The sequence below is a fragment of the Nonomuraea sp. B1E8 genome (assembly GCF_039871515.1).
Classification (GTDB): domain Bacteria; phylum Actinomycetota; class Actinomycetes; order Streptosporangiales; family Streptosporangiaceae; genus Nonomuraea.
Genome location: NZ_JBDPLS010000019.1, coordinates 18016 through 40944 on the forward strand (window position 1 = coordinate 18016; position 22929 = coordinate 40944).

The window sequence follows — 22929 nt, forward strand, 5'->3', positions numbered from 1 at the left end:
GGCCCGAACCGTCGATCGAAAGAGATGACACCGCCTGATGAGGCTCGATCTCAGCCTGGTGCCCGACATCGTCAAGCCGCTGGCGCAGCCGCTGACCGGCGGGGCGGTCCCGGAGGCCGACGTCCCCGGGATCCTCGCCGAGGCCACCACGCTGGAGCACCTGGCCGACCTCCTGGCCGGGCTCAGAGCCGACGACGCCGGCGCGGTCGCACGAATGTTGCGCGGCTGGGAATGGCAGGGCCCCGCCAAGGAGGCGTTCGAGCAGGCGTTCACCGCGCTCGGCGGGCAGCCGGGCGCCACCGGCCCCGATGCCGGGCCGGCGCTGCTCGACCTCCTGGAACAGGCGCTGCGGGACGAGGCCGCGGCCCTGCGCGAACACGGCGTGCGGATGCAGCACACCGAATGGATGATCTACGCCTCGCTGGCGCTGCTCGGCGCGGTGATCGTCAGGCTCCTGGTGTGGATCTACGTCAACGGCCCGGCCGTACTCAAACTCATCCAGCACAACACGCTGCTGACCCGGATGCGCATCCAGACGATCAAGCGGCTCGTCCTCAGCGGCATGCTGACGTTCGGTGGCATCAGCGGCGGCCTCGACCTCGGCGTGCAGGTGGCTCAGCAGATCTGGGGAGACCGCGAAGCCGGTGACTTCGACGTCGCGTCGCTGGCGCTGTCAACCGGCAGCGGCGCCCTGACCGGCGCCCTGTTCGCCGGCGCGAACGCGGGGCTTTCGCGGCTGCTGAGCCGGAACATGGTGTACCTCGCCTCCGAAGCCGAGCTGGCCGTGCGTGACAGGATCGTGGCGTACGGGCAGAGCATGTACGGCCAGGCGCTGCTGGGCGGGCTGGCGGGCACCGGCGGCGCCGTCCCCGGACTGGCGCTCAGCGGGCAGCTCGACACCTCGCACCTGGCCTTTGCCCTCATCGCCGGCGTCTCCGGAGGCCTCGACGTCCCGCCCGCGGCGAGGGTGAGCTACACCCCGATGCAGGCGGTCGCCCAACTCGGCGACCCCCCAGTCACCGGAACCTCGGCCACGGTCAACGCGTCCGCCGGCAGCTCGGTCACCGGTTACGGGTCCGCCGGCAGCTCGGCCACGGGCACGTCGGGCACTGGTGACGCGGGCGCCGGCGCACCGGTCGCCGACTCCCCGACCCCGGTGCACCAGCCCCGGCCCGAACGCCACGGTGACGTCGGCGCGCTGATCAACCGGCGGACCTCTGAACCGGGCGGCACTCTTGCCCCGCCGCACCAGGGCGAGACGATCGTGGGCGAGGTCACCCGGCGTCACGACACGCCCCTGTCCAGCGCCGAGCAGGGCGGAGTTCCCGTACGGCCGGCCCAGAGCCACCCGGCCGAGCAGACCCCGGCCGGACCGCCGCGGTCCGAGGTGGCGCGTCCGGGTGAGCTCCCCCGTGACTCGCTGCTCCCGGCCAACATCCCTACGATCAACGCGCCCCCAGAAGCCACGGCCGAACGGCACCACGACGACGATCACGAACCCGCGGATACCGCCCCGGCCCACCAGCGGCCCGCGGACGCCCCCGTCCCTCTGGCGGACGCTCCGGTCCACCAGCGGCCCGTGGACCTCCCGGTCCACCAGCGGCCCGTGGACCTCCCGGCCCATCAGCGGTCTGTGGATGGCGACCTCGGGCACCAGCGGCCCCCAGGGTCCGGCGAAGAGCGGCCCGCGATGTCGAGTGAACCGGCGCCGGGCGGCCGGAGCGGGCCAGGCGGCGACTCGCCCGGCCCTGTCGTCCGGCAGCCACGCGACCACAACACGCCGCCGGACGCCGGAACGCGGGCCTCGAAGCTGACGTGGACGCCCCATGAGGGGACGGTGCCGGTCCTGGACCCGGTGGACCCCGTGGGCGCTCGTCAGGCGACCGGAGACGTCCCGACGGTCGCGGACCCCCGGCCGCGGAACTTCGCCGAGGCCGCGGCGATGGTGCACCGCTGGACGCCTGACAGCGGGGACGCCCGGCGGCCTGCGCGCGATGGCTGGTCGCCTGACAGCGGGGATGCCCGGCGGCCCGTCCCAGATGCGGAGCTCCTGGCCGAGGGCCGTCGTCTGAGACGGGAACTGGGCGTCGTCAACGACAGCGAGACGACGGCGTGGGCGCTGGCGCGGATGAGCCGGATCTCCGGCGAGCCGGCGGCGGGGCGGGCCGTGCACCGGCTGGCGGCCGAGCTCGGCCTGCACCGCGACATCGACGCTCTGGTCGATCTCTACAACGACGCCGAGCGGTTCGCGATGGCCCCGGACGGGGCCGCCGGCCGCGCGGCGCTGGTGGACAGTCTCCGGGCGACCATGGCGGCGGACTCCTTCCGCTGGACGGGATACCGTCACCGGCACCTGTTCGGCCTGCGGGACGTCACCGCCGCGCAGGCGCGCGCGGTCGGGCTCATGGTCGGCATGATGGGGGAGCGGCTCACCCAGAGCGGCGCGAGGGACCTCGTCAGGCCCCTGCTCGACGGGCACGTGGGGCCTGGCGCCGGCCGGGTCGCCGAGGTGCTGCCGGTCGTCAGGGCGGCCCAGGAGAACGGCTGTTTCCCCGCCGGGACGAGCGGGGCCGCAGCCTTCCGCCGGGGCATGGAGCGGTTCTGGCACGAGGACCCCTACCTGTGGAACGGCGTGCTGCTCGCCGAGAGGCACGCCATGACCGATCCCGGCGAGGCGACGGCCCGGCTGCTCGCGCACCTGGACGAGATCGCCGCGCCGCCGGGCCCCGGCAGGGAACGCGCCGGTCCTCCGCTGGAGAGGCTGGCCGAGGACGTGGGGCTGGGACGCTCCGTCGGGCACCTCGTCCGCCTGGCCGAGGAGGCGCAGGCGTACGGCGCCGGCCTCACGCGGGCGGCCGACGTCCGGGAGCTCGTCGGCCTGCTCGCCGCGCACCGGGCGCGGGACCCGTACCGCTGGGACGGTCTGCGGATCGCGGCGGAGCACGGTTTCCCGCGCCCGCGCGACGACGAGGCGCGGTCCCTGGCGCGGCTGGCCGAGCTCACCCGCTCCGAGGCGCCGTCCCGGCTGTGGATGTTCGACCCCCTGCGCCGGCTGGCCACGGAGGCGGGTCTCGGCCAGTCCGTGGAACGGCTGGCGCGCAGGGCGGCCGACGTCCAGCAGGCCGGGTTCGACCTGTTCGGGCCGGTCGATCGGCGGCAGGTGATCGACGCTCTGACCCCGCACGCCGGCCGTGCCCCGGAGGGCCCGCCGCCGGAGCCGCGGAACGTGCCCCCGGGCCTGCACGATCTCTCGCCCTCCGCCGTCCAGGAGGCCAGGCAGGCCGCGGCCCGGGAACACGCGCGGGCGCAGAAGGCGTACCGGAGTGCCCATTCCCCCCTGCGCCGCTCGCTGTCCCTGCTCGCCGGGCCCGATCCGCTGGCCGTGGCGGAGCAGGAGCGGGTCGCCTCGCTGGACTCCCGCGTCCAGGCGTGGAGGCGCTGGCCGGAGCGGCCGGAGGTGTCGTTCACGAGGGACGTCGGCGCGTTCCGCCGTGCCTACGATCGGGCGATGGAGCGCGCGGTCGCGGGGGAGGCGGTGATCCCGTACATGTCGGAGAACGCCACCGCCTCCCTCGCGGACCGTGACGGCGGGCGGGGGTTCGGGCTGGAGCTGGAGTTCGACCTGCCGGACCGTACCGACGTCAGGAGGCTGGAGGCGATCGCCCGCTCCCTGCGCGAGGCCGGCCTGACCGGCGACGCCCAGGTGCACAGCCGCCACACCATGCACGGGGAGGGCTACCGTTCGGGCAGGAACGGCGGGCGCGGGCTGTGGAGCCTGGAAAGGGACGGCACGGTCGCGGGCGAGCTGGTCTCGCCCATCCTGTACGACGAGCCCGCGACGTGGGAGAACCTCCGCGTCGCCTGCGAGATCATCCGGTCGCACGGCGGCACGGCGAGCCCTTCGACCGGCGGGCACGTCCACGTGAGCACCCACGACTACGACCACATCGTGGAGAACTACGCCGCCGTGCTGCGCTACGCGGACCATCACGCCGACACCCTGTTCCGGCTCGCGCAGAACCCGGAGCGGGCCGGTCACCGGGGTCTCGCCTACTGCCGGCCCAACGACCTGCCCGCCGCGGGCTACCAGCAGATCGATCCGGTACGGCACGCCAACACGGGCCAGGAGCTGGCGTTGAACATGGAGGCGATGCGCGGCACCGCGAAGGACCACATCGAGCTGCGGCTGTGGGACGGTTCGCTCGACCCCGCCGTGATCCAGTCACAGGTCAAGGTGTCGCTGGCGCTGGTCGAGGCGGCGTTCCGCACCGCGACGCTGGGCCATCCGCCGAACGGCGACCGGCGCGACCACCTGGGCGCCCACGCCGCGCTTCTCGCGCAGGATCCCGCGCTGGACGTCACGGAGCGGGGAAGCCGCTCCTTCCGTATGCTGATGGACGAGCTCTTCTGGCGGGCCGCCGACAAGGAGCAGCTCACGGCCCTGTTCGCCGCCACGCGCTGGGTGCCTGGCTCATGAGGGAACGGGACAACGTCGTGATCGTCCGTAACGGCTCGGCGGCGGAGCCGCCTCCGGCCGCTCCCGTCAGGCACGACGGACGGCCGTACCACCTGGAGATGATCTACGCGGGCGGGGCCCGCCGCGGCTACGCCGACGACGCCGCCGACCTCGTCGAGCTGCTCGCCCCCGGCTACGCCGCGCTCGCCACCGCCGGCGAGCGCGCGACGGCACGCGTTCGCCTCGCCATGGACCTGCAGGTCAGGCTGCAGGCCCGGCTCGCGGCCGGAGCCCGGCTCGACGCCTGCGGCGACGCGGAACGCGCCGTGATCCTCGGCGGGCGGCACGAACCCCCGGCACCCGCCCGGTGGGAGGCGCCGGTCCCCCTGGTGCTGGTCGCGACCTTCTACGAGCCCGCCGGCCCGCTGCCCAGGCCGCGAGGGCCCGCGGACCTCCAGATCTGGCTCGACCCGGCCGACGACTGGGCCCTGCTGACCAGCCTGCACACCGCCGGCGTGATCACCGTCAGCCGCGCGGTCACATGAACCACGAAAGGAACGCCCTTGAACGCTCGATCCGTCACCGTCCTGGTGTGGGGCGAGAACCGGCATGAACAGACCGAACCCAGCGTGGCCGAGATCTATCCCGACGGCATGCACAACGCCGTCCGCCGCGGCATCGAGCACTGGCTGGGGGAGCGGGCGACCGTCACCACGGCCACGCTCGACGACCCCGAGCACGGGCTGACCGAGGAGGTGCTCGCCGGCACCGACGTCCTCACCTGGTGGGGCCACGCCGCGCACGGCGAGGTGTCGGACGAGGTGGTCGACCGGGTGCACCGGCACGTCCTGGCGGGCATGGGGCTGGTGGTGCTGCACTCCGGCCACTACTCGAAGATCTTCACCAGGCTCATGGGCACCACGTGCACGCTGCGCTGGCGCAGCGCGAACGACCGCGAGCTGGTCTGGACGGTGAACCCGTCGCATCCCATCGCCCGCGGCATCCCCCACCCCATCGAGATCCCCGCCCAGGAGATGTACGGCGAGCAGTTCGACATCCCGGCACCCGACGAGCTGATCTTCATCAGCTCGTTCACCGGCGGCGAGGTGTTCCGCAGCGGCTGCACCTTCCGGCGCGGCAACGGCAAGATCTTCTACTTCAGCCCCGGCGACCAGGACTACCCGGTGTACCACCACCCGGACGTGCTGCACGTCATCGCCAACGGAGTCGAGTGGGTGGCCGCCGACCCGCCACGGCGCGACCTGCCGGCCTCGCTCCGGCAGGAGACGGGCGACTTCGGCGCCGGCCAGGATCACCGCGGCGCGACGCCCGGCAAGGGGGCCACGGAGTGAGCGCCGCCGCCGGCCGGGCGCGGCCGCTCCGCGTGGTCCAGGTCGGAGCGGGCGCGATGGGCCTGGTCTGGATGCGCACCCTGACCGCGTCCCGCGACGTCGACCTCGTCGGGGTGGCCGACCTCGACGTCGATCGGGCGCGGGCCGCCGTACGCGCCACCGGCGCCGACGCCAAGGTCGGCGCCTCGCTCGGCGACCTGCTCGCGGACACCGCGCCCGACGCCGTCGTGAACGTCACCGTCCCGGCGGCCCACAACGAGGTGAACATCGAGGCGCTCTTCGCCGGGCTCCCGGTCCTGTGCGAGAAGCCGGCCGCGCCGACCCTGGCCGAGGCGGTCGTCCAGGTCGCCGCCGCCGAGGCGACCGGCCGGCTGCTGATGATCAGCCAGTCCCGCCGCTACTACGCCGCCCTGGAGGAATACCGTCGCCGCATCGCCGAGCTCGGCACGCCCGGGCTGCTGACCACCGGCTTCTACCGCGGCGAGCGCTTCGGGGGCTTCCGCGACGTCATGGAGCAGCCGCTGCTGGTGGACATGGCGATCCACGCCTTCGACGCGGCCCGCCACCTGCTCGGCGCGGAGCCGATCTCGGTCGTGTGCGAGAGCTGGAACCCGGCATGGAGCTGGTACCGCGGGGACGCGGCGGCGACCGCGACGTTCCTGTTCGAGGGCGGCACCCGCTACGTCTTCACCGGCTCCTGGGTCGCGGAGGGGCTGGAGACGCCCTGGAACGGCCGGTGGCGGGCCTCCGGCCCCGGAGGCACCGTGACCTGGGACGGCGAGGACCGCGTCACCTCCAGCACCGGCGGCGCGTCGGAGGTGCCGGCGGGCACGCACGAGGAGATCGCCGGGGCGCTGGCGGAGTTCCTCACGGCACTGCGTACGGGCGTGGAGCCGTCGGGATCGATCGCCCGCAACATCCGCTCCCTGGCCATGGTGGAGGCGGCGGTGCGCTCGGCGGAGTCGGGCGCGCGGGTGCACATCGGGGCGCTGCTCGAACAGGCCCACCGGGACGCGCTGGCCCTTCCCGTACGCGAGGAGATCCGCGCCCGGCTGGAGACCGCCTCCCGGCTGACAGGGCCCAGCGCGGAACGCCCAGGCGCGTGAGCGGAGCCTCATCTGCCGGCATCTCCGCAGGTGAAATCGATTTCCCACCGTGTGGGACCAGGGGCGGTGATCGTCAAGAAGCTGACGAGGAGATGTCACACTCCGGGCACGCCGGCCCTCTTGGTTGCCGAGGCGGTCACCGCCTGCCCCGTCGATCCGCCAGGAGCGCCCATGTCTACCGCCTACGTCGTCACCGCCGTGGCGACCATCGCCGCCAACACCTTCTCCGGGCTCGCGGCCATGACCCGGCTCAAACCGATCATGCGCACGCTGGGCCCCGCGCTCGACCGGACCGGCGTGCCGGAGTCCTGGCTGGTCTGGCCGATCGGCGCGCTGAAGGTGCTCGGCGCGCTCGGGCTGGCGCTCGGCCTGCTCGGTGTGCCGCTCGCCGGGACGGCCGCCGCCGCCGGGCTCGTGCTCTACTTCGTCTGCGCTCTCTTCGCCCATCTCCGCGTCCGCGACCACGCGCCGCAGTTCTACCTGGCGATGGTGTTCCTCGGGCTCGCGGCGGCCACCCTGGCCCTGGACCCGGCTCTCGTCCTGTCCCCGGCCGGGTGACCGCCGCTTCACCCGTCAGGCCTGCGTACGGTCCAGTTCCAGGCGTACCCTGGCCAGCCAGGACCCCCAGCCGTCATCCGGCCGGCTGTCGCCGATGCGCAGGTAGAACCCCGGAGACCCGCCCCGCAGGCCGGCGAGGTCGAGCGTGCGCTCCTCCCGGTTGGACCGGTCGCGCACGTCGTTCTCCTCCCGCAGCACCGTCCGCCAGGTCTGCTGGTCGGTCGAGACCTCCACGAGGAAGTGGTTGGCGATGTCCAGCGTCAGCGACCCGCCGGTGACCTGGGCGGGCAGCTCGAACCGGTAGGTCGCGTGGCTGTCGCCGTCGGTGAACCGGGCACGCCCGTCGTACACCTCGCCGTCGAGCTTGGACCCGCCCGGGTCGAGGAGCCAGGGCTCCTCGGCCGGGGTGCCGGGCGTGAACTCCACCGTGTCGCCGATCAGCGTGACCGCCACCTGCTCGCCGGCGGTCCCCTGGTCGGAGGTGGCGGCGAGCCGGATCGGGTGGCTGCCGGGACCGGCCGTCGCCGGCACCGCCACCTCGAACGCCACGGTCTGGGACGCGCCCGGCGCCACGGGCCCGAAGTCGGCGGACGCGGGCTGGACGGTCCAGCCCTCGGGTCCCGTGGCGGTGAGCCGGCCTCGGGCGGGCTCCGTGGCATGGTTGGCCACGGTCGCCGAGAGCCTCACGGTCTCGCCTGGGGCGGCGAAGACCCCGGAGCTCTCGATGACCAGCGTCGACGTGGCGGGCGGCTCGGGAGCGAGCAGTTCCACCTCGGCCAGCGAGACCGCCGTGCCGCCGGTGAACCTGATCCGGTAGTGGGCGTACGCGCTCGGGCTGGTGATCTTGAACGGGCGCGTCTGCGACCGCCACGCGAAGCTTTCACCGGTCCGCTTGTCGATCGACTTCCACGCGTTGCCGTCCTTCGAGCCCTCCAGGACCCAGCTGGACGGATCCTGGGCGGGATCGCCCGAGCCGGACGTGAGCGTGTAGTAGCGCGCCGTGCGCTCGCCGTCGAAGGAATAGCGCACCCACTCGGGCACCGTCGCCCCGGTGGCCGAGTCATCGTCGAACAGCGCGCTCACGTCGGCGCCGCCGGGCGCCGACGCCGTGCCGCGCCCGGGCCCGGTGAGGTCGTGCAGCGGCGCCGGGACCCGGTCGTCGCCGGTGATCGAGGGCGGGGCGGCGTTCTTCCCCGTGCCCCAGCGCGAAGGCTTCGGCCCCATCTCGAACACCAGCTCGCCGCCCTTGGCGATCAGGTCGTGCGGCAGGTACGTCTTCCCGTACGGCTTGCCGTTGACCTTCAGCCCCTGCACGTAGACGTTGCGCGCGCTGTTGCCCGGCGCCCTGATCACCAGCTTCCCGCCGTTCTCCAGGCGCACGGTCGCCTTCGTGAACAGGGGCGAGCCGATCGCGTAGGAGGGGCTGCCCATCTGCAGCGGGTAGAAGCCGAGGGCGCTGAAGATCTGCCAGGCCGACATCTCCCCGTTGTCCTCGTCGCCCGGGTAGCCCTGGCCGATCTCGCTGCCCAGATAGAGTCGCGAGAGCGCCTCGCGCACCTTGGCCTGGGTCTTCCACGGTTGTCCCGCGTAGTCGTACATGTAGGCGATGTGGTGCGAGGGCTGGTTGCTGTGCCCGTACTGGCCCATCCGGATGTCGCGGGCCTCGCGCATCTCGTGGATGATCCCGTTGTACGAGCCCGGGAACAGCGCGGTCTCCTGGTCGTCGAAGAACGCGTCGAGCTTGGCGGCCAGCTTGTCCGCGCCGCCGTACAGGTTGGCCAGGCCGCGGCCGTCCTGCGGCACGTGGAAGGCCATGTTCCAGCCGTTCGTCTCGGTGTAGTCGTGGCCCCACTCGCGCGGGTCGTACGCGTCCGGCTTGAGCCGGAACGACCCGTCGGCGCTCCTGCCCTGGAAGAAGCGGACCGCCGGGTCGAACATGTGCACGTAGTTGAGCGCCCGGTTCCTGAAGTACTCGTACTCCTCCAGGTAGCGGGCGCGCTTCGCGCCCTTCGACCGTTCGGCCAGCGACCTGGCCATGTTCGCGATGCCGAAGTCGTTGATGTAGCCGTCCATGGCCCACGACATGGCCTCACCCGTCGACTCCGTGCTCGTGTAGCCGAGGAAGACGGAGGTCGACAGGCCCTTGCGGCCCACGTGGCGGGTGGGCGGGGTGACCGTGGCGTTCTTGAGCGCCGCCTCGTAGGCGGTCTCGGCGTCGAACCCGGTGATCCCCTTCAGGTGGGCGTCGGCGAAGGCGACGTCGGAGCTGGTGCCGACCATCAGGTCGGCGTAGCCCGGCGATGACCAGCGCGCGATCCAGCCGCCGTCCTCGTACTGCCGCACGAACCCGTCCACCATCTCCCCGGCCGCCTTCGGCGTGAGCAGCGCGTACGCGGGCCAGGTGGTGCGGTAGGTGTCCCAGAAGCCGTTGTTGACGTACACCTTGCCGTCCGCCACCTTCGCCCCGGTCTCGGTGGGCGTGCTGGGCGGGGTCTCGGTGGCCGACTGCACGGCGTGCCGGTACACCGGGGCGTCCGCGGTGCCGGTGTTCTCGTAGCCGGAGTTGGGATAGAGGAACAGCCGGTAGAGGTTGGAGTACAGCGTGACGAGCTGGTCGTGGCTCGCGCCCTCGACCTCGATGACGCCGAGCTTGGCGTCCCACGCCTTCCGCGCCCGCTCGCTGACCTGCTCCAGTGTGTCGGAGGCGCCGATCTCCAGCTCCAGGTTCTTCCTGGCCTGCTCGACGCTGATCAGCGAGGACGCGATCCGCATGGTCACCGTGCGGGTCTCTCCCGCGTCGAACGCGAGATAGCCCAGCACGTTGTCGCGTCCCTGGCCGGTCAGCCTGCCGCCGCCGGTGACCGGGCGGTCGAAGGTGGCGTAGTAGAACATGCGCGTCGCCCCGGTGGACAGGTCGCTGCGCACGTCGGAATAGCCGGTGACCACGCCGCCGGACACGTCGAGGGTCAGGCCGCCGCTGTCGTTCACGTTGTCGAAGATCAGCTTGGCCGACGAGCCGGGGAACGTGAACCGGGCCAGCGCCGCGTGGTCGGCCGGCGCGATCTCCGTCTTGAGGCCGTTGTCGAACGTGACCGCGTACAGGTGCGGCTGGGCGACCTCCCGCTCGTGGCGGAAGGGCAGCGCGCGGGCGGTCCTCGCCGGGTCGGGCGCCCCTTCGGCCGCCGACGGCATGAACTGGAACGTCTGCCGGTCGCCCATCCACGGGCTGGGCTCGTGGCTGGCGGTGAACGCCTGGATCTCGGGCAGGTTCGCCGCGTTGCCGGCCCGGTGGTATTCGTAGAGCCACCGCGTCGAGGAGGCGTCCGTCATCGGCGTCCAGAAGTTGAACCCGTGCGGCACGGCCGTGGCCGGGAAGTTGTTGCCCCGCGAGAACCCGCCCGTGGAGTGGGTGCCGCGGGTGGTCACCGCGTACTGCGAGGGCCGCTGCCCGTCGCGCCCGTCACGGCCCTCGTACGGCTGCCGCTTCCGCTCCTTGACGATCTTGATGTCGTCCACCCAGCCGCGGAACCCGGCCTCGCCCACGGGGCTGTCGTAGGCCACCAGGATGCGGCTGATCCGCTTGCCCCTGGCCACGTTGCCGATCTCGGCGCGCTTGAAGTTCCACTGGTCGGCGTAGAGAGTCTTGGACTCGCCCTGCTCCCGGGGCGCCAGCCGGACCCCGTGCTGGTCGACGGCCTCCAGGTCGCTGAGGTAGGTGCCGTCGCTGAAGGCCAGGTCCACGGAGACGTACGTGCTGGGGTAGCGCAGGTGGGCCGAGGTGAACTCGGGGAAGACCAGGTAGGACAGCTCCATCCGGGAGGTGACCGGGATGTCCACCTCGAACACCTTGTTGGTGGAGTGGCCTCCCTTGCCCGACGTCGTGCCGCCCGCGTACCGGAGGGCGCGCAGGCCGCTGAAGCCCGCGCGCGGCCTGGACGTGTGGCCGCGGGTCGGGCCCTCGCCGACGTGGCTGCGCATGTCGCTGGGCGGCCTGGCGCCGGTGCGGCCGTCGGAGAGCTCCCACTCGGCCAGTTGCAGCATGGGGGCGCCGCCGACGCGGGTGACGTTCAGCCGGTAGTGGGCGTAGGCGGTCGTGTTGGCGAACCGGTATTCCTTGCGCTGGTGACGCGCCGAGAACGTCTCGCCGGTCCGGGTGTCCAGGGTCGTCCACGTCTTCCCGTCCTGCGAACCCTGGAGTTGCCAGTCGCGGGGGTCGCGCTCGGGCACGTCGTCGGCGGAGGTCAGCGCGTAGTGCACGACCGCGACCGGCTCGGACAGTTCGTACCGCGCCCAGCCTGTGTTGCTGTCCACCAGCCACTTGGTGCTCGCGTCGGTGTCGGCGAGGTTCTCCTTCACCTCGCCGGCGTCGAAGAACTCGCCGCTGACGTCGATCCGGGCGATCCTGTCGGAGATGTTGCCCTCGATGCCGCCGGGCAGGGTGCCGGAGACGTTCTCGGCCTTCCTGCCGCCCTTGGCGTCGGTCTCGGTGGTGTTGGTCCAGGTCGGCTGGGGGTCGCCGGGTTCGAAGGAGGAGGCGAAGGCCGCTCCTTCCGCCTGGGCCAGCTTCTGCCCGTCCTGCGCCGCTCGCCGCGCCTGCTCGGCGGACGGAGCCGGCTCGCTCGCCCTGGGGTCGGGCGGCGGGCTGGAGGACGGGCCGGGGGTCGGGGTGCCCGAAGGGCCGGGATTGGGAATCGGGTCTGGACCTTTCTGTGCGGTGGCGCCTGCCGGGCCGTACCGGGTGGTCAGCGCGGCGGCGGCCGGGGCGGAGAGTGCGAGGGCGACGCCCGCGCATAAGACCGCCGTCATGAGAGATCGTCGGCGAGGGTGCTTCATCGGGGGGTACCTTCCGTGCGTCAGCCGGTACGGGGACTCGGTCGAGCAGCGTCACGAAGGCGGCTGCGTGGGTCGTGCCTTGTCGGGACGGGACGGGGATGGGACCGGGATGGACCGGATGGCCAGGGGGTGCTCACAACGATCTGCCGGAAGGAGGATGACAACGTTGTCAGCCTCAATCTGTCAAGGAAGTTTTCAAATCGCGGGCCCCCTGTCAAGAGGCCGCCCCGCGGACCCCGGGCGGGCGCAGGAAAACGCACCGGTGGGCGCCCCACCGGTGACAGCGGATCGGTCGCGCCGGGGTCAGCGCCGCTTGACGACGGTCAGCAGGACCGCGGAGTCCTCCAGCGCCTCGAGACTGTGGCGGGCGTCGGGCACGATGAGCAGGTCTCCGGTGCGCGCCTCCCACGACTCCGCGCCGGACAACATGCGCACCCGGCCGTGCAGCACCTGCACCGTCGCCTCTCCCGGGTTCTCGTGCTCGGCGAGGTGCGAGCCCTGCTTCATGCCGATGACCGTCTGGCGCAGCACCTTCTCGTGCCCGCCGTACACGGTGTCGGCGGTGTGACCGCCACCGGCGCCGGCCGCCAGATCGGTTTGCTGACGGGCCAGGGCCGTGAGCGAGACTTTCTGCATGCCGCCATTGTCTCAGTTGGGCTATGGTCGGCCGTGTGACGGGACCGTGGAACACCCCGCGCAGGCCCTTCGTACAATTCCCCGACGGCCGCGAACCCCTCGTGCCGGCGCAGCCCGGCGCGCGGCAGAGCGACGCCGCCCATCTGGCGCTGCTGCCCCCGCCGCACGGCTCGGCCGCCGTCGGAGCGCCCCAGCAGTTCGGGCACCGCGCCGCGGGGTCACGCAGCCCGCCGATGGTCTGACCCTTCGCCCACTGTCGCGCCGCGCGGCCGTGCGCGCCCGGCTGCCCGCCGGCGCGACCGTCCCCCCTGTGGGACACCCCTCATTCCTTCCTTCTCGCGTCAAGCAAGGAGCCGAACACCGCCATGGCCGAGCTCGCATCAGCCCGTACCCTCCAGCACGCCCGCCACGGACGGGTGGCGCTCGATCTGGGCACCGCGCGCACCAGAGTGCTGACGTCGAGCGGGGCCGCCATCGCCGACCGCCCCTCGGCCGTCGTCGCCTCCCCGCCCGTCGCCGATGTCGCCGAGCCGGTACGCCCGATCCGGCACGGGATGGTCGCCGACCCGGGCGCGTGCCTGCGCCTCGTACGCCTCGTGCTGCGGGACGTCCAGACGGCGGGCGACCGCTCCATGGAGCAGGTGGTGGTCGGCGTGCCCGTGGCCGCGTCGCCCAGCGACCGGAGGGCGGTGCGCACGGCGGTGTCCGAGGCCGCCGGGTGCGGGGTCACGCTGGTGGAGGAGCCCCTGGCCGCCGCCGTCGGCGTCGGCCTCGACGTCACGGGCTCGCGGCCGTTGCTGCTGCTCGACGTGGGCGCGGGCATCGTCGAGGCCGTCGCCATCCGCGACGGCGTCATCAGCGACGCCGTGGCCATCCAGCTGGGCGCCACGACCAGCGCGGGCCTGCTGCCGTACGTGCTGGACGGCGTCGTCGACATGACGGCCGCGCTGCTGCGCCGCCTGCCCGCCCGGCTTCGCGTCGCCGCGCGCGGCCACGGCCTGACGGTGACCGGGGGCGGCGCCCTCCAGGCGCAGCTGCTCAACCGCCTGGACACCGTCCTGCGCATGCCGGTCAGCACGCCGCCCGAGCCGCAGCACGCCACCGTACGCGGCCTGATGCGGCTGTGCCTGCAGCCCGCACTGGCCGCCGGCCTCGCCGCGCGTGGCCGCTGATCGCCGGGGCAGGGTAAGCCCGTGATCCGACTCGATCGCCTGGTCAACGTGCTGGGCGGATACGGGGTGCGGCTGTGCGGGCGGCCCGAGACGCGCTCGGTCCAGCTGCGCAGCGTGGCGATGCCGGACCCTGCCGACGAGCGCCTCCAGGGTGACGTGCTGCTGGCGGTCGGCGCCCCGTCGGCGGCCGAGGCGGTCCGGTGGGCGGTGTCGGCGCGGGCCACGGTGGTGATGGTGCGCGCCGGCGCCGAGGCCGCCCGCGAGGCCTCCTCGGCCGGGGAGAGCGAGGGCGTGGCGGTGATGCTGGTCGACCCCGCCGTGTCGTGGAGCCAGCTCGCCGGCGTGGTGTACGGGCTCGTCCTGGAAGGGCGGGAGACGGAGGCGGGTCGCGGGCCGACGGACCTGTTCGCCCTGGCCGACAGCCTGGCCGACGTGGTCGGCGGCGCGGTCACCATCGAGGACCGGCTGTCGCGGGTGCTGGCGTACTCACGTTCCCAGCAGGCGGGCGACCCGGCCCGGCTGGAGACGATCCTGGTGCGGCAGGTTCCCGACCGGCTGCGGGAGCTGTTCAGGTCCCGGGGGGTGTTCGACCGGCTGGCCGCGTCCGACGAGCCGGTGTTCGTCGAGCAGGACCCGGAGCACGGGCTGAGCGGGCGGATGGCGGTGGCCGTGCGGGCGGGCCGCGAGGTGCTCGGCTCGGTCTGGGTGACCTGCGGCAGCCCGCTGACCGGGGCGCGGCTCGGCGCCCTGAGCGACGGGGCGCGCACGGTGGCGCTGCACCTGCTGCGCCAGCGGGCGAGCGCCGACCTGGAGCGGCAGGTGGAGTCCGACCTGGCCATCCGGCTGCTGGAGGGCAGCGCCGACGCCGCGACGGTGCTCAGCCAGCTGGGGCTGGCCGGCGAGACGCTGCGCGTCATCGCCGTCCGCGCGCACGCCGAGAACGAGCGGCACGCCGCGCTGCTGCTGGCCTTCGAACGGGCCACCACCGGTTTCGGCTGGTCGCGGCCCGGGCGCAGCACGCTGCTGGGCAACACGCTCTACACGATCCTGCCCGGCGAGGAGGCCGGCGCGGCGCGCGCCTGGGTGTCCGCGCTGGGGTCCGCGCTGCCCGCGCAGGTGCGGCTCCTCGCCGGGATCGGGGCGCCGGCCAGGGCGGCGGAGCTGCCGGCCAGCCGGCAGGAGGCCGACGAGTGCCTGGCGCTGCACGAGACGGGCCCCCTTCAGGCCGCGCCGCCGGCGTACGACGAGTCCTGGGACGACATCCTGCTGCGGCGGCTGCGGGCCGCCGCGCGCACCGGCCGCACCCCCGCCCGCGGGCCGGTCGGCGCTCTGCGCCGGCACGACGCCCGCCACGGCACCCACTACATGGCCACGCTGCGGGCGTGGCTGGAGGCCCAGGGCGACCCCGCCGTCGCCGCTGAACGGCTCGGCGTGCACCCCAACACCGTACGCAACCGGCTCCGCAAGATCGCTCAGATCACCCCGCTCGACCTGGACGACGCCCGCCAGCGCCTGGCCATGATCATCACGCTGGCCGCCCTGGAGGACGACCTGCCGTTGTGACGGCCGGACAATCCGGCCGCCGCGATTGTCGGCCCCGCACAACGCTGGACGGTCCCGCGCGCGCGATCCTGGGAGAAAGAGCGTATTTGTCCAGTACGGAGGCATGCCATGACCGGCAACGAGCGCATCACCAACCCGCCGCGATCGGCGATCGTGGTGGGCGCCGGCATCGTCGGCCTGTCGACCGCGTGGTTCCTCCAGGAACGCGGCGTCGAGGTCCACGTGGTCGATCGCGGCGGCGTGGCGGCCGGGGCGTCCTGGGGCAACGCGGGATGGGTCGCTCCCGGCCTGGCCATCCCGCTGAACGAGCCCTCCGTCCTGCGTTACGGCCTCAAATCGCTGGTGAACCCGTCGGCGCCGCTGCACGTCCCCGCCACCGTCGATCCGAAGTTGTGGGCGTTCCTGCTCCGGTTCGCCGCCAACTCCCGGTGGTCGTCGTGGACGCGGGCCGTGCGCGCCAACCTGCCGCTGAACGAGGAGTGCATCGAGGCGTACGAGGTGCTCACCGCCAACGGCGTGGACGCCCCCGTCGTCGACGCGCCCATCACCGCGGCCTTCCGCACCCCGCGACAGGCCGAAACCCTGCTGCGCGAGCTGCGCCGGATGGCCGACGCGGGACAGCCCGTCGACCACGCCGTCCTGGAGGGCGCGCGCCTCGCCGAGCACGTGCCGCTCGCCTCCGCGGCCCTGCAGGCGGGCGTGCGGATCGACGGGCAGCGCTACGTCGACCCCGGCGGCTTCGTCCACGCCCTGGGCACGGCGGTCATGGCCCGCGGCGCCACCGTGTACGCCTTCGAGGTCGCCGACGTGCGCGACGAGAACGGCACGATCACCGTCAGCTCTCGCCAGGGCACGTCCGTGTCGGCCGAGGCGGTGGTGGTGGCCACCGGCGCGTGGCTGCCACGCCTGGCCTCACAGTGGGGCGTCCGCGTCCCCGTGCAGGCCGGCCGGGGGTACTCCTTCACCGTGCCGGTCGACCGCCCGGTGCCCGGCCCGATCTACCTGCCCGACGTGCGGGTGGCGTGCACGCCGTACCAGGGGGCGCTGCGCGTGGCGGGAACCATGGAGTTCCGCGACCCCGACGCCCCGGGTGTCCCCGCCCGGATGGAGTCGATCATCGCCTCGGCCCGCCCGCTGCTGGACGGCGTGCGCTGGGACGAACGCACCGACGTCTGGGTGGGCCCGCGGCCGGTCACCCCCGACGGGCGCCCGCTCGTCGGCGCGACCGCCCGCCCGGGGATCTACGTCGCCGGCGGGCACGGCATGTGGGGCCTGACCCACGGCCCGATCACGGGCCGGCTGCTGGCCGAGCAGATCACCACCGGCAAGCAACCCGCCGTCCTGCACGAGTTCGACCCGCTGCGCTGACCGGTCCGGCGCGCTGCGCCGGCCGGGCGGAGCCCGCGGCGGCGGGGACGGTGGTCGCGGCCGTGACGCCGTGGACGCTCGCGTATACGATCGAGCGCCCGATGCATGGACCGTCTCATGCCGCGGGCGTCACTATGAACACATGTTGGCTCTGTCCCTTGTCGCACTCGCGCTGCACGGCGCCCTCGCGGGCCTGTTCTACACCTTCTCCATGTCCGTCATGCCGGGCCTGCGCGCCATCGACCCCGCCCAGGCGGAGGCGGCCATGCGCAGCATCAACCGTAAGATCCTCAACCCCTGGCTCTACCTCGTGTTCCTGGGATCGCCGCTGGCGGCGCTGGTGGCCGGGTTGCTCGCGGACGGCCCTGCGGCCCTCTGGTTCTTCGCCGCCGCCGCGGTGAACTTCGCCGGTTCGTTCCTCGTCACGGTGGCGATCAACGTACCGATGAACAACGCCCTGAACGCGGGGACCATGCCGTGGAAGGACTACGCGGGCAGGTGGACCGCGTGGAACACGTTCCGCGCGGTGGCGAGCGTGGCGAGCCTCGTCCTGATGGGTGTCGGCCTGACCGCTCTCTGAGGGGACCGAGCGGGTGGGAACGCCCGGGTGAGCGCCGCCCCACCCGGGCTCATCCGAGCCTGGGCTGATCTTGCGGGGAGAAATGCCTGACGGGGCCAGGAGAAAATGACAACGGTAAGAGGGTGCCGAGGAATCGATCCCGTATTGCATCGGGCATATAACAACATTATAGTTAATCGATGCTTTCCGGGAGATGCGGCACCGGGTGCTTGATGTTGTCCTCCTCGCCCGGGCTATGCCCCATGAGTTCCTGGTTTCGCCGCCCTGCCGGATGACTTTTCCAGGTCATCGCACGTGAAGCAGCGCACGTGGTTACGCTTTAACGATTCGTGCCGATGTCATTCTGGCGGGATTGAACGGGTCATTCTCGGGAGGTGAGATGGCCCAGCGGTTCAGTGAGTTCGAACTCCGGCTCGACGCGGTCCACGGCGTGCACTCTCGATCCGCCGACGGGCACGAGGCGAGCGGTCAGTGGGTGGATGCCGACCTGCTCGCGATCGGGCCCTTGGCCGCGAACGTGTTCACTGCCGGGGGCTCGCCCAAACGTCTGGGCGACGCGATGGAGCGGCTGGCGTTCCCCGGGCGGGTGGCGGAGCATTTCGCCACCGCGTGGCAGCTCGCCAGGCGGAATCCTTCAGTGTTGCGGGTCCGGCTGCGGCTGGACGCGACCTTGGCGCCGCTCCCTTGGGAATTCCTGCGTTTCCGCGACCGCTGGCTCGCCACGCACGCTGACTTCGTCCTCGCCCGGCACGTCGCGCGGGCCGTGGGCGGAAGGCCCCCGGACCAGCTGCCCGACCGGCCCAAGATCCTGGTCGCGTCCGGATCCCAGCAGGAGGGGCCGATCCAGGCCGGCGCGATCCATGAGCTGCTCAGCACCAGGCACTTCGAAGTGCTGGACCTGCTGGAGGACTGCGAGCTGCGGGACCTCGACCAGGCGCTGGTCAGAGACCGGCCGCACATCCTGCATCTCATCGCTCACGGGCGCGTCCGCGACGGCCAGGGCGAGATCGCCCTGTCACACCGGGGCGACAGCACCCACTGGCACGCCGCGGACCAGCTGGCCACGGTTTTCGACCGCTGGCAGCCCGAACTGGTGCTGCTGCACACGTGTGACAGCGCGGCCCGCCCTCGCGGCGAAGCATCCGATGGCGAACAGCGCGTGAGCATCACGGACGCCATGGCGGCCAAAGGGCCACTCCGCGTCGTCGGGATGAGCGCCCCGATCTCCAACGAGGTGGCCGTGGCCTTCTCCAACGAGTTCTACCGTGAGCTGACGAGGACGGGCGCCTCCATCGAGTACGCCGTCCAACTGGCCAGGAGAGGGCTGGGGCGCGAGTTCGGCTTCACCCGCCCGTGGTTCGGCGTGGCGAACCTCCTGCTGTCGGGGGCGGCCGAGCACACGCCGGCGCCCGAGACCGGGCCGCAGGATCAGGTCGCCTCCCAGGCTCCGCGCGTCCGGCACAACCTGCGGCAGCGCGACTACGCCACCTTCGTGGGCCGTGACCGGGAGCTACGCCAGCTGGGCAACCTGCTTCCGCCGGACTCCAGCTGCCCGGTCATCGGGGTGTTCGGACCGGCCGGTTCGGGCAAGAGCACGCTCGCGCTGGAGATCGTGCACCGCGTGATCGAGGCGCCCAAGCCCGCGTTCGACACCGTGATCTGGGTGAGCGCGCAGACGCAGGTGCTCACCAGAGCGGGCGTTCAGCCGCACTCGCACGTCAACGCGCTGGAAGACGTGCTCCAGAGCACGGCCCTGACGATGGGACGTTCGGAGCTGCTGCGGCTCCCGGTGCCCGAACAGGTCGAAAGGCTCCGGCTGGCGATGGTCGACCAGCCCGTGCTCATCGTCATCGACAACTTCGAGACGGTGGACGACCACCGGGTGCTCGAGTTCGTCAGCGAGTTGCCCGCCCCGACACGGGTGCTGCTGACATCACGCGAGTTCGTCGAGTGCTCCGATCACATCCGGCTCGGACCGATGGGGGAGTCCGAGGCGATCAGGTTGCTGGAGCTGGAGCTGAGCAGGAGAGGGATCCAGCAGAGCCGCGAGCAGAACGAGCGGTTGGCGGCGGCGAGCAACGCGCTCCCGCTCATCATCAAGTGGGTGGTGGGCCACCTGGCCGCCGGGCATGCTCCTGGCTCCGTGCTGGCCAAGCTGGCGAGCGGGGCCGACGACCTGGCCGCGTACTGTTTCGGCACCTCGGTGGAGTCGCTGCGGATGCGTAACCACGACGCGTATCAGAGCCTCATAAGCGCGTCGGTGTTCGCCGGGTCCATGTCGAGGGAGGCCTTCGGCGAGGTTGCCGCGCTCGACTCGCCGCACGTGCGCGACGAGTGCATCGCGACGCTGCTCGGGATGAATCTGCTGGAGCAGACGGGCGAGCGGCTGCGCATGCTGCCCGTGATCAAGCGGCTCATCCTGAAACTCGTCGGCGACATGCACGAGCTGGCTGAGCCGCGAACGCGGCAGGTGGCTTACTACCTCCGGTTTCTCAAGAAATACAACCCCAAACAGGACTCCACACCAGAGACGGAGCCGTTCTGGCAAGAGGTTCACAACATCCGGGCATTGATCCGAGCCCTGCAGACCGAGAGGGCCGACGAGGACGCCGAAGGGGCCGACAAGGATTACGTCAAGCTGTGCGTCGAGTACAGCTCATTCGTATGGGTGCACGGGCTCTGGGCCGAACTGTTCGAGATCGCCCAGAGCATCGCAGCGTCGGGAAGGAAGACCGGCGACTGGGAGGCGGTCGCGAAGGTGGCGCTGGACGCGGCTCTGGCCTACATGGACCGGTTCGACGCCGACGCCATGCGTGAGCAGCTGACGCTCGTGCTCGAGATGTTCGAGCACCTGGACCGGATCCCTCCTCAGCTGTATGAGACGTTCCTGTTCTGCCGGGCGGCCGCGGCCGCCATCCGGCGCGACGCCGCCGCGCAGCAGTACTTCGAGGAGGACCTCGAGTTCATCGAGAGCATCGGAGAGCGCTGGCGCAAAGCGGGCACGCTGTGGTGGATGGGCGCCTTCAATGCCCGGCAGGGGCGGTGGGAGGACGCGCAACGTTACTTCGACCAGGCAATGGAAATATCGGAGTCGGCGGGAGATCGGCGCACCATGGCGCTGGTCTATGGCTGGCGGCCCGCTGCTCTGTACTTCTTGGGCAGGAAAAACGACGCTTTCGGGTCGATAGCGGAACTGGAGGGCTTCGTGCAGCGGTACGGGCAGCTCACGTCCAAAGGGCAACTCGCCGACAGCGCGGCCATCATCCACCTCGCGGAAGGGCTCGCCCACCTGCAGAGCGGGCTGGCGTACGCGGAGGCGGCGCACGGGGTCTTCCGCGACCTGGGAAGGAAAGAGCTCGCGGCGCACTACGAGGCGGTGGTGCCCGCTCTGCACGAAATCGTCACACGATTGGCAGAACTGCAGCGGAAGGAACCAACGAATGGCTCGACGTGAGATTCTTGAATGGGGTTCGATCGCCGAGCGCTATGCCGCCTGGCTGAACGACGAAGAGAACATTTCGGGTCGGGCCTTCACCGACATCGTCACTGACGCGGTCCTCGACATGGCCGGCGATCCGGCCGGCAAGCGGGTTCTCGACCTGGGCTGCGGTGAGGGATATCTCTCCCGCCACCTCGCGCGGACGGGCGCCGCTGTGGAGGCCATCGACGGCGCGGGGGAGATGTTGCGGATCGCGCGAGCCCTCTCCGGAGACCTGCCCGTCAGCTTCCGCCAAGGCGACATCTGCGGGAAGCTGCCCTACGATTCCGGCACCTTCGAGCTGATCGTCTGCAACATGGTGCTGATGGACGTCGACGACATAGGCCACGCCATATCGGAGGCGGCACGGGTTCTCAAACCAGGCGGCCGGCTCGTCTTCTCTGTCGTCCACCCCACGTTCTTCGACGCCACAGGGGAGTGGCGCAGCGAGGACGGGCAGCCGGTCTACCGGCCACGGCGCCGTTACGTCGAGGAGTTCAGCTACGTCAAAACCCTGGTCGGGCTCGATCCGCCCGCCCGGCTCACCCATTATCACCGGCCCATCCAGGCCTATGTGCAGGCCGTGCTGGCGGCCTCCCTCATGTTGACCGGCTTCGCCGAGACCAGCATGTCGCGGGACCAGCGCCGGCCCGAGTTGACGCGGTTCCACTTCACGGCCAACAACCTGATCATCGGGGCCACCAAACCGGGCGGAGGCGAGGAATGATGCGCCCCTTGCCGCAGCGCATCGGTGATCTGCTGGGCAGGGCACGGACCGGACGCGTCGACACCCGTTCCTACTCCGCCGTCCCGGACGATCACAACCTGGACGGTGGTGGGGAGGCGGCGTGGTTCGGGCCCGGAGAGGGCTACTTCGAGGTGCGCGTGAACCAGTTGCAACTCGCGGCGGCCCGCGAATGGTTCACCAGATACGACCCGATGGTGCTGATCGCTGTGGACTGCGTCTACGGGAGCAAGCACATCAGCATCCCGTACGTCGTCGGGCCGGCCCTGTTCGAGTCGGCGGGCATGCAGGTGGGGCCCAACGCGATCATCCGCGACATCCGCACGGTGGGTCCCCTGCCATATCTGGGAAGCCCGATCCGGATCCGCATCGTGCTCTACAAGGTGGTGCGGGAGAACCTCATCTCATCCATGATCAACATCGCGGAGACCCTGTCGGGGGTGTTGCAGCCGTTCGCGCCGCGGGTGGTCGGCGAGTCCCTGAGCGTGGTGAGCAACTCGGTGTTGTCGGCTCTGGAGGCCGTGGTCGGTCTGCAGGACGCGGTGGTGCCCGTGCTGGCCTTCGCCAAGGACTTCGGCGGTGGCAACGAGCCGCTTAAATCCTTTCATATCGCTTTGATGGATCGGCCATCTGGTGAGCTGAGCCCTGATGAGCTGTGGATCACGAACGGGGAACTGTGCACCGGCTCATCCCCGGGCAGCCTCTCCAGGATCGTCGACCATGACTTCGTGCACTTCAGCGTCAACGGCAGCCGCTCCCGTGACGACGTCTCGCTGCTCCCGTTCTATGCGATCTGGGAACAGGCGCTCCGGCACGCCCTCGAACCGGGCCATCCGCAGTGGTCGATCGCGAAGTCCCACATGGTGGCGCTCTATTCGGCGATGGCGACCAGCCCTGACCTGACCCGCGGGCAAGCCGGCGAACTGCTCGACGGGTTCGGGGCCGAGTTGCAGCGGCATCGCAAACGTGCCCTCGATCTCGCCAAGCTCGGCGCCAGACCGGACGGCGGCGCGCAGGAGGGAGTCGAGCAGATGCTCGAGCTGCTCGATCTTTCGGAACGCTGATGCCGGGCGATCTTCTGG

The 22929-nt window shown here is 71.8% G+C and carries 15 protein-coding genes; 13 read left to right on the plus strand and 2 right to left on the minus strand.

The features are described from left to right. Positions 1–37: 37 nt before the first annotated feature. The 5 genes from ABGA98_RS40765 (at position 38) to ABGA98_RS40785 (ending at position 7472) form a co-directional block, all read left to right on the plus strand. Positions 38–4477 carry an amidoligase family protein gene (locus ABGA98_RS40765; RefSeq protein ID WP_347623833.1) on the plus strand — a complete coding sequence of 1480 codons (4440 nt, stop codon included), beginning with the start codon at positions 38–40 and terminating at the stop codon, positions 4475–4477. After that, positions 4474–5001: a hypothetical protein gene (locus ABGA98_RS40770; protein WP_347623834.1), complete on the plus strand. Its 528-nt coding sequence runs from the start codon at positions 4474–4476 to the stop codon at positions 4999–5001. Before ABGA98_RS40765 ends, ABGA98_RS40770 begins: the two co-directional genes overlap by 4 nt. A gap of 18 nt (positions 5002–5019) precedes the next feature. Continuing rightward, positions 5020–5808: a ThuA domain-containing protein gene (locus ABGA98_RS40775; RefSeq protein ID WP_347623835.1), complete on the plus strand. Its 789-nt coding sequence runs from the start codon at positions 5020–5022 to the stop codon at positions 5806–5808. Continuing rightward, a complete protein-coding gene (locus tag ABGA98_RS40780) occupies positions 5805–6914 on the plus strand; it encodes a Gfo/Idh/MocA family oxidoreductase (protein ID WP_347623836.1) in 1110 nt (369 codons plus the stop codon). Before ABGA98_RS40775 ends, ABGA98_RS40780 begins: the two co-directional genes overlap by 4 nt. Positions 6915–7085: 171 nt before the next feature. Continuing rightward, positions 7086–7472: a DoxX family protein gene (locus ABGA98_RS40785; protein WP_347623837.1), complete on the plus strand. Its 387-nt coding sequence runs from the start codon at positions 7086–7088 to the stop codon at positions 7470–7472. 15 nt (positions 7473–7487) lie between these two features. Here ABGA98_RS40785 and ABGA98_RS40790 read toward each other — a convergent pair whose 3' ends face one another. Together ABGA98_RS40790 and ABGA98_RS40795 are read right to left on the minus strand one after the other, a co-directional pair. Further along, the gene (locus tag ABGA98_RS40790) at positions 7488–12278 is read right to left on the minus strand and encodes a GH92 family glycosyl hydrolase (RefSeq protein WP_347623838.1); all 4791 of its coding nucleotides are present in this window, start codon (positions 12276–12278) and stop codon (positions 7488–7490) included. A gap of 330 nt (positions 12279–12608) precedes the next feature. Further along, positions 12609–12941 (minus strand): cupin domain-containing protein, encoded by a 333-nt coding sequence (locus ABGA98_RS40795; RefSeq protein ID WP_347623839.1) that lies wholly within the window; start codon positions 12939–12941, stop codon positions 12609–12611. Between the two features lie 101 nt (positions 12942–13042). Between ABGA98_RS40795 and ABGA98_RS40800 the strand changes: the two genes are divergently transcribed. The 8 genes from ABGA98_RS40800 (at position 13043) to ABGA98_RS40835 (ending at position 22911) form a co-directional block, all read left to right on the plus strand. Beyond that, complete coding sequence (locus ABGA98_RS40800; protein ID WP_347623840.1) at positions 13043–13183, plus strand: hypothetical protein; 141 nt, start codon at positions 13043–13045, stop codon at positions 13181–13183. A gap of 123 nt (positions 13184–13306) precedes the next feature. Further along, the gene (locus tag ABGA98_RS40805; RefSeq protein ID WP_347623841.1) at positions 13307–14113 is read left to right on the plus strand and encodes a rod shape-determining protein; all 807 of its coding nucleotides are present in this window, start codon (positions 13307–13309) and stop codon (positions 14111–14113) included. Between the two features lie 21 nt (positions 14114–14134). Then, positions 14135–15676, plus strand: coding sequence for a helix-turn-helix domain-containing protein (locus ABGA98_RS40810; RefSeq protein ID WP_347623842.1), 1542 nt, complete (start codon positions 14135–14137; stop codon positions 15674–15676). Between the two features lie 108 nt (positions 15677–15784). Beyond that, entirely contained in the window at positions 15785–17044 is a 1260-nt protein-coding gene (locus tag ABGA98_RS40815; protein ID WP_347623843.1) for an FAD-dependent oxidoreductase, read from the plus strand. A 142-nt stretch (positions 17045–17186) separates the two neighbouring features. Further along, on the plus strand, positions 17187–17624 hold the full coding sequence (locus ABGA98_RS40820; protein WP_347623844.1) for an anthrone oxygenase family protein: 438 nt from the start codon (positions 17187–17189) through the stop codon (positions 17622–17624). Between the two features lie 379 nt (positions 17625–18003). Continuing rightward, positions 18004–21078: a CHAT domain-containing protein gene (locus tag ABGA98_RS40825; RefSeq protein ID WP_347623845.1), complete on the plus strand. Its 3075-nt coding sequence runs from the start codon at positions 18004–18006 to the stop codon at positions 21076–21078. After that, complete coding sequence (locus tag ABGA98_RS40830) at positions 21065–21829, plus strand: methyltransferase domain-containing protein (RefSeq protein ID WP_347623846.1); 765 nt, start codon at positions 21065–21067, stop codon at positions 21827–21829. The genes ABGA98_RS40825 and ABGA98_RS40830 overlap by 14 nt, the downstream gene beginning before the upstream one ends. Then, positions 21826–22911, plus strand: coding sequence for a hypothetical protein (locus ABGA98_RS40835; RefSeq protein ID WP_347623847.1), 1086 nt, complete (start codon positions 21826–21828; stop codon positions 22909–22911). The genes ABGA98_RS40830 and ABGA98_RS40835 overlap by 4 nt, the downstream gene beginning before the upstream one ends. Positions 22912–22929 lie beyond the last annotated feature (18 nt).

Excerpts from the sequence above, each read along its gene's own strand:
- ABGA98_RS40820 (WP_347623844.1), top strand. The coding sequence starts at position 17,187 with ATGTTGGCTCTGTCCCTTGTCGCACTCGCGCTGCACGGCGCCCTCGCG.
- ABGA98_RS40770 (WP_347623834.1), top strand. The coding sequence starts at position 4,474 with ATGAGGGAACGGGACAACGTCGTGATCGTCCGTAACGGCTCGGCGGCG.
- ABGA98_RS40795 (WP_347623839.1), bottom strand. The coding sequence starts at position 12,941 with ATGCAGAAAGTCTCGCTCACGGCCCTGGCCCGTCAGCAAACCGATCTG.
- ABGA98_RS40830 (WP_347623846.1), top strand. The coding sequence starts at position 21,065 with ATGGCTCGACGTGAGATTCTTGAATGGGGTTCGATCGCCGAGCGCTAT.
- ABGA98_RS40835 (WP_347623847.1), top strand. The coding sequence starts at position 21,826 with ATGATGCGCCCCTTGCCGCAGCGCATCGGTGATCTGCTGGGCAGGGCA.
- ABGA98_RS40825 (WP_347623845.1), top strand. The coding sequence starts at position 18,004 with ATGGCCCAGCGGTTCAGTGAGTTCGAACTCCGGCTCGACGCGGTCCAC.
- ABGA98_RS40785 (WP_347623837.1), top strand. The coding sequence starts at position 7,086 with ATGTCTACCGCCTACGTCGTCACCGCCGTGGCGACCATCGCCGCCAAC.
- ABGA98_RS40790 (WP_347623838.1), bottom strand. The coding sequence starts at position 12,278 with ATGACGGCGGTCTTATGCGCGGGCGTCGCCCTCGCACTCTCCGCCCCG.
- ABGA98_RS40815 (WP_347623843.1), top strand. The coding sequence starts at position 15,785 with ATGACCGGCAACGAGCGCATCACCAACCCGCCGCGATCGGCGATCGTG.
- ABGA98_RS40805 (WP_347623841.1), top strand. The coding sequence starts at position 13,307 with ATGGCCGAGCTCGCATCAGCCCGTACCCTCCAGCACGCCCGCCACGGA.
- ABGA98_RS40765 (WP_347623833.1), top strand. The coding sequence starts at position 38 with ATGAGGCTCGATCTCAGCCTGGTGCCCGACATCGTCAAGCCGCTGGCG.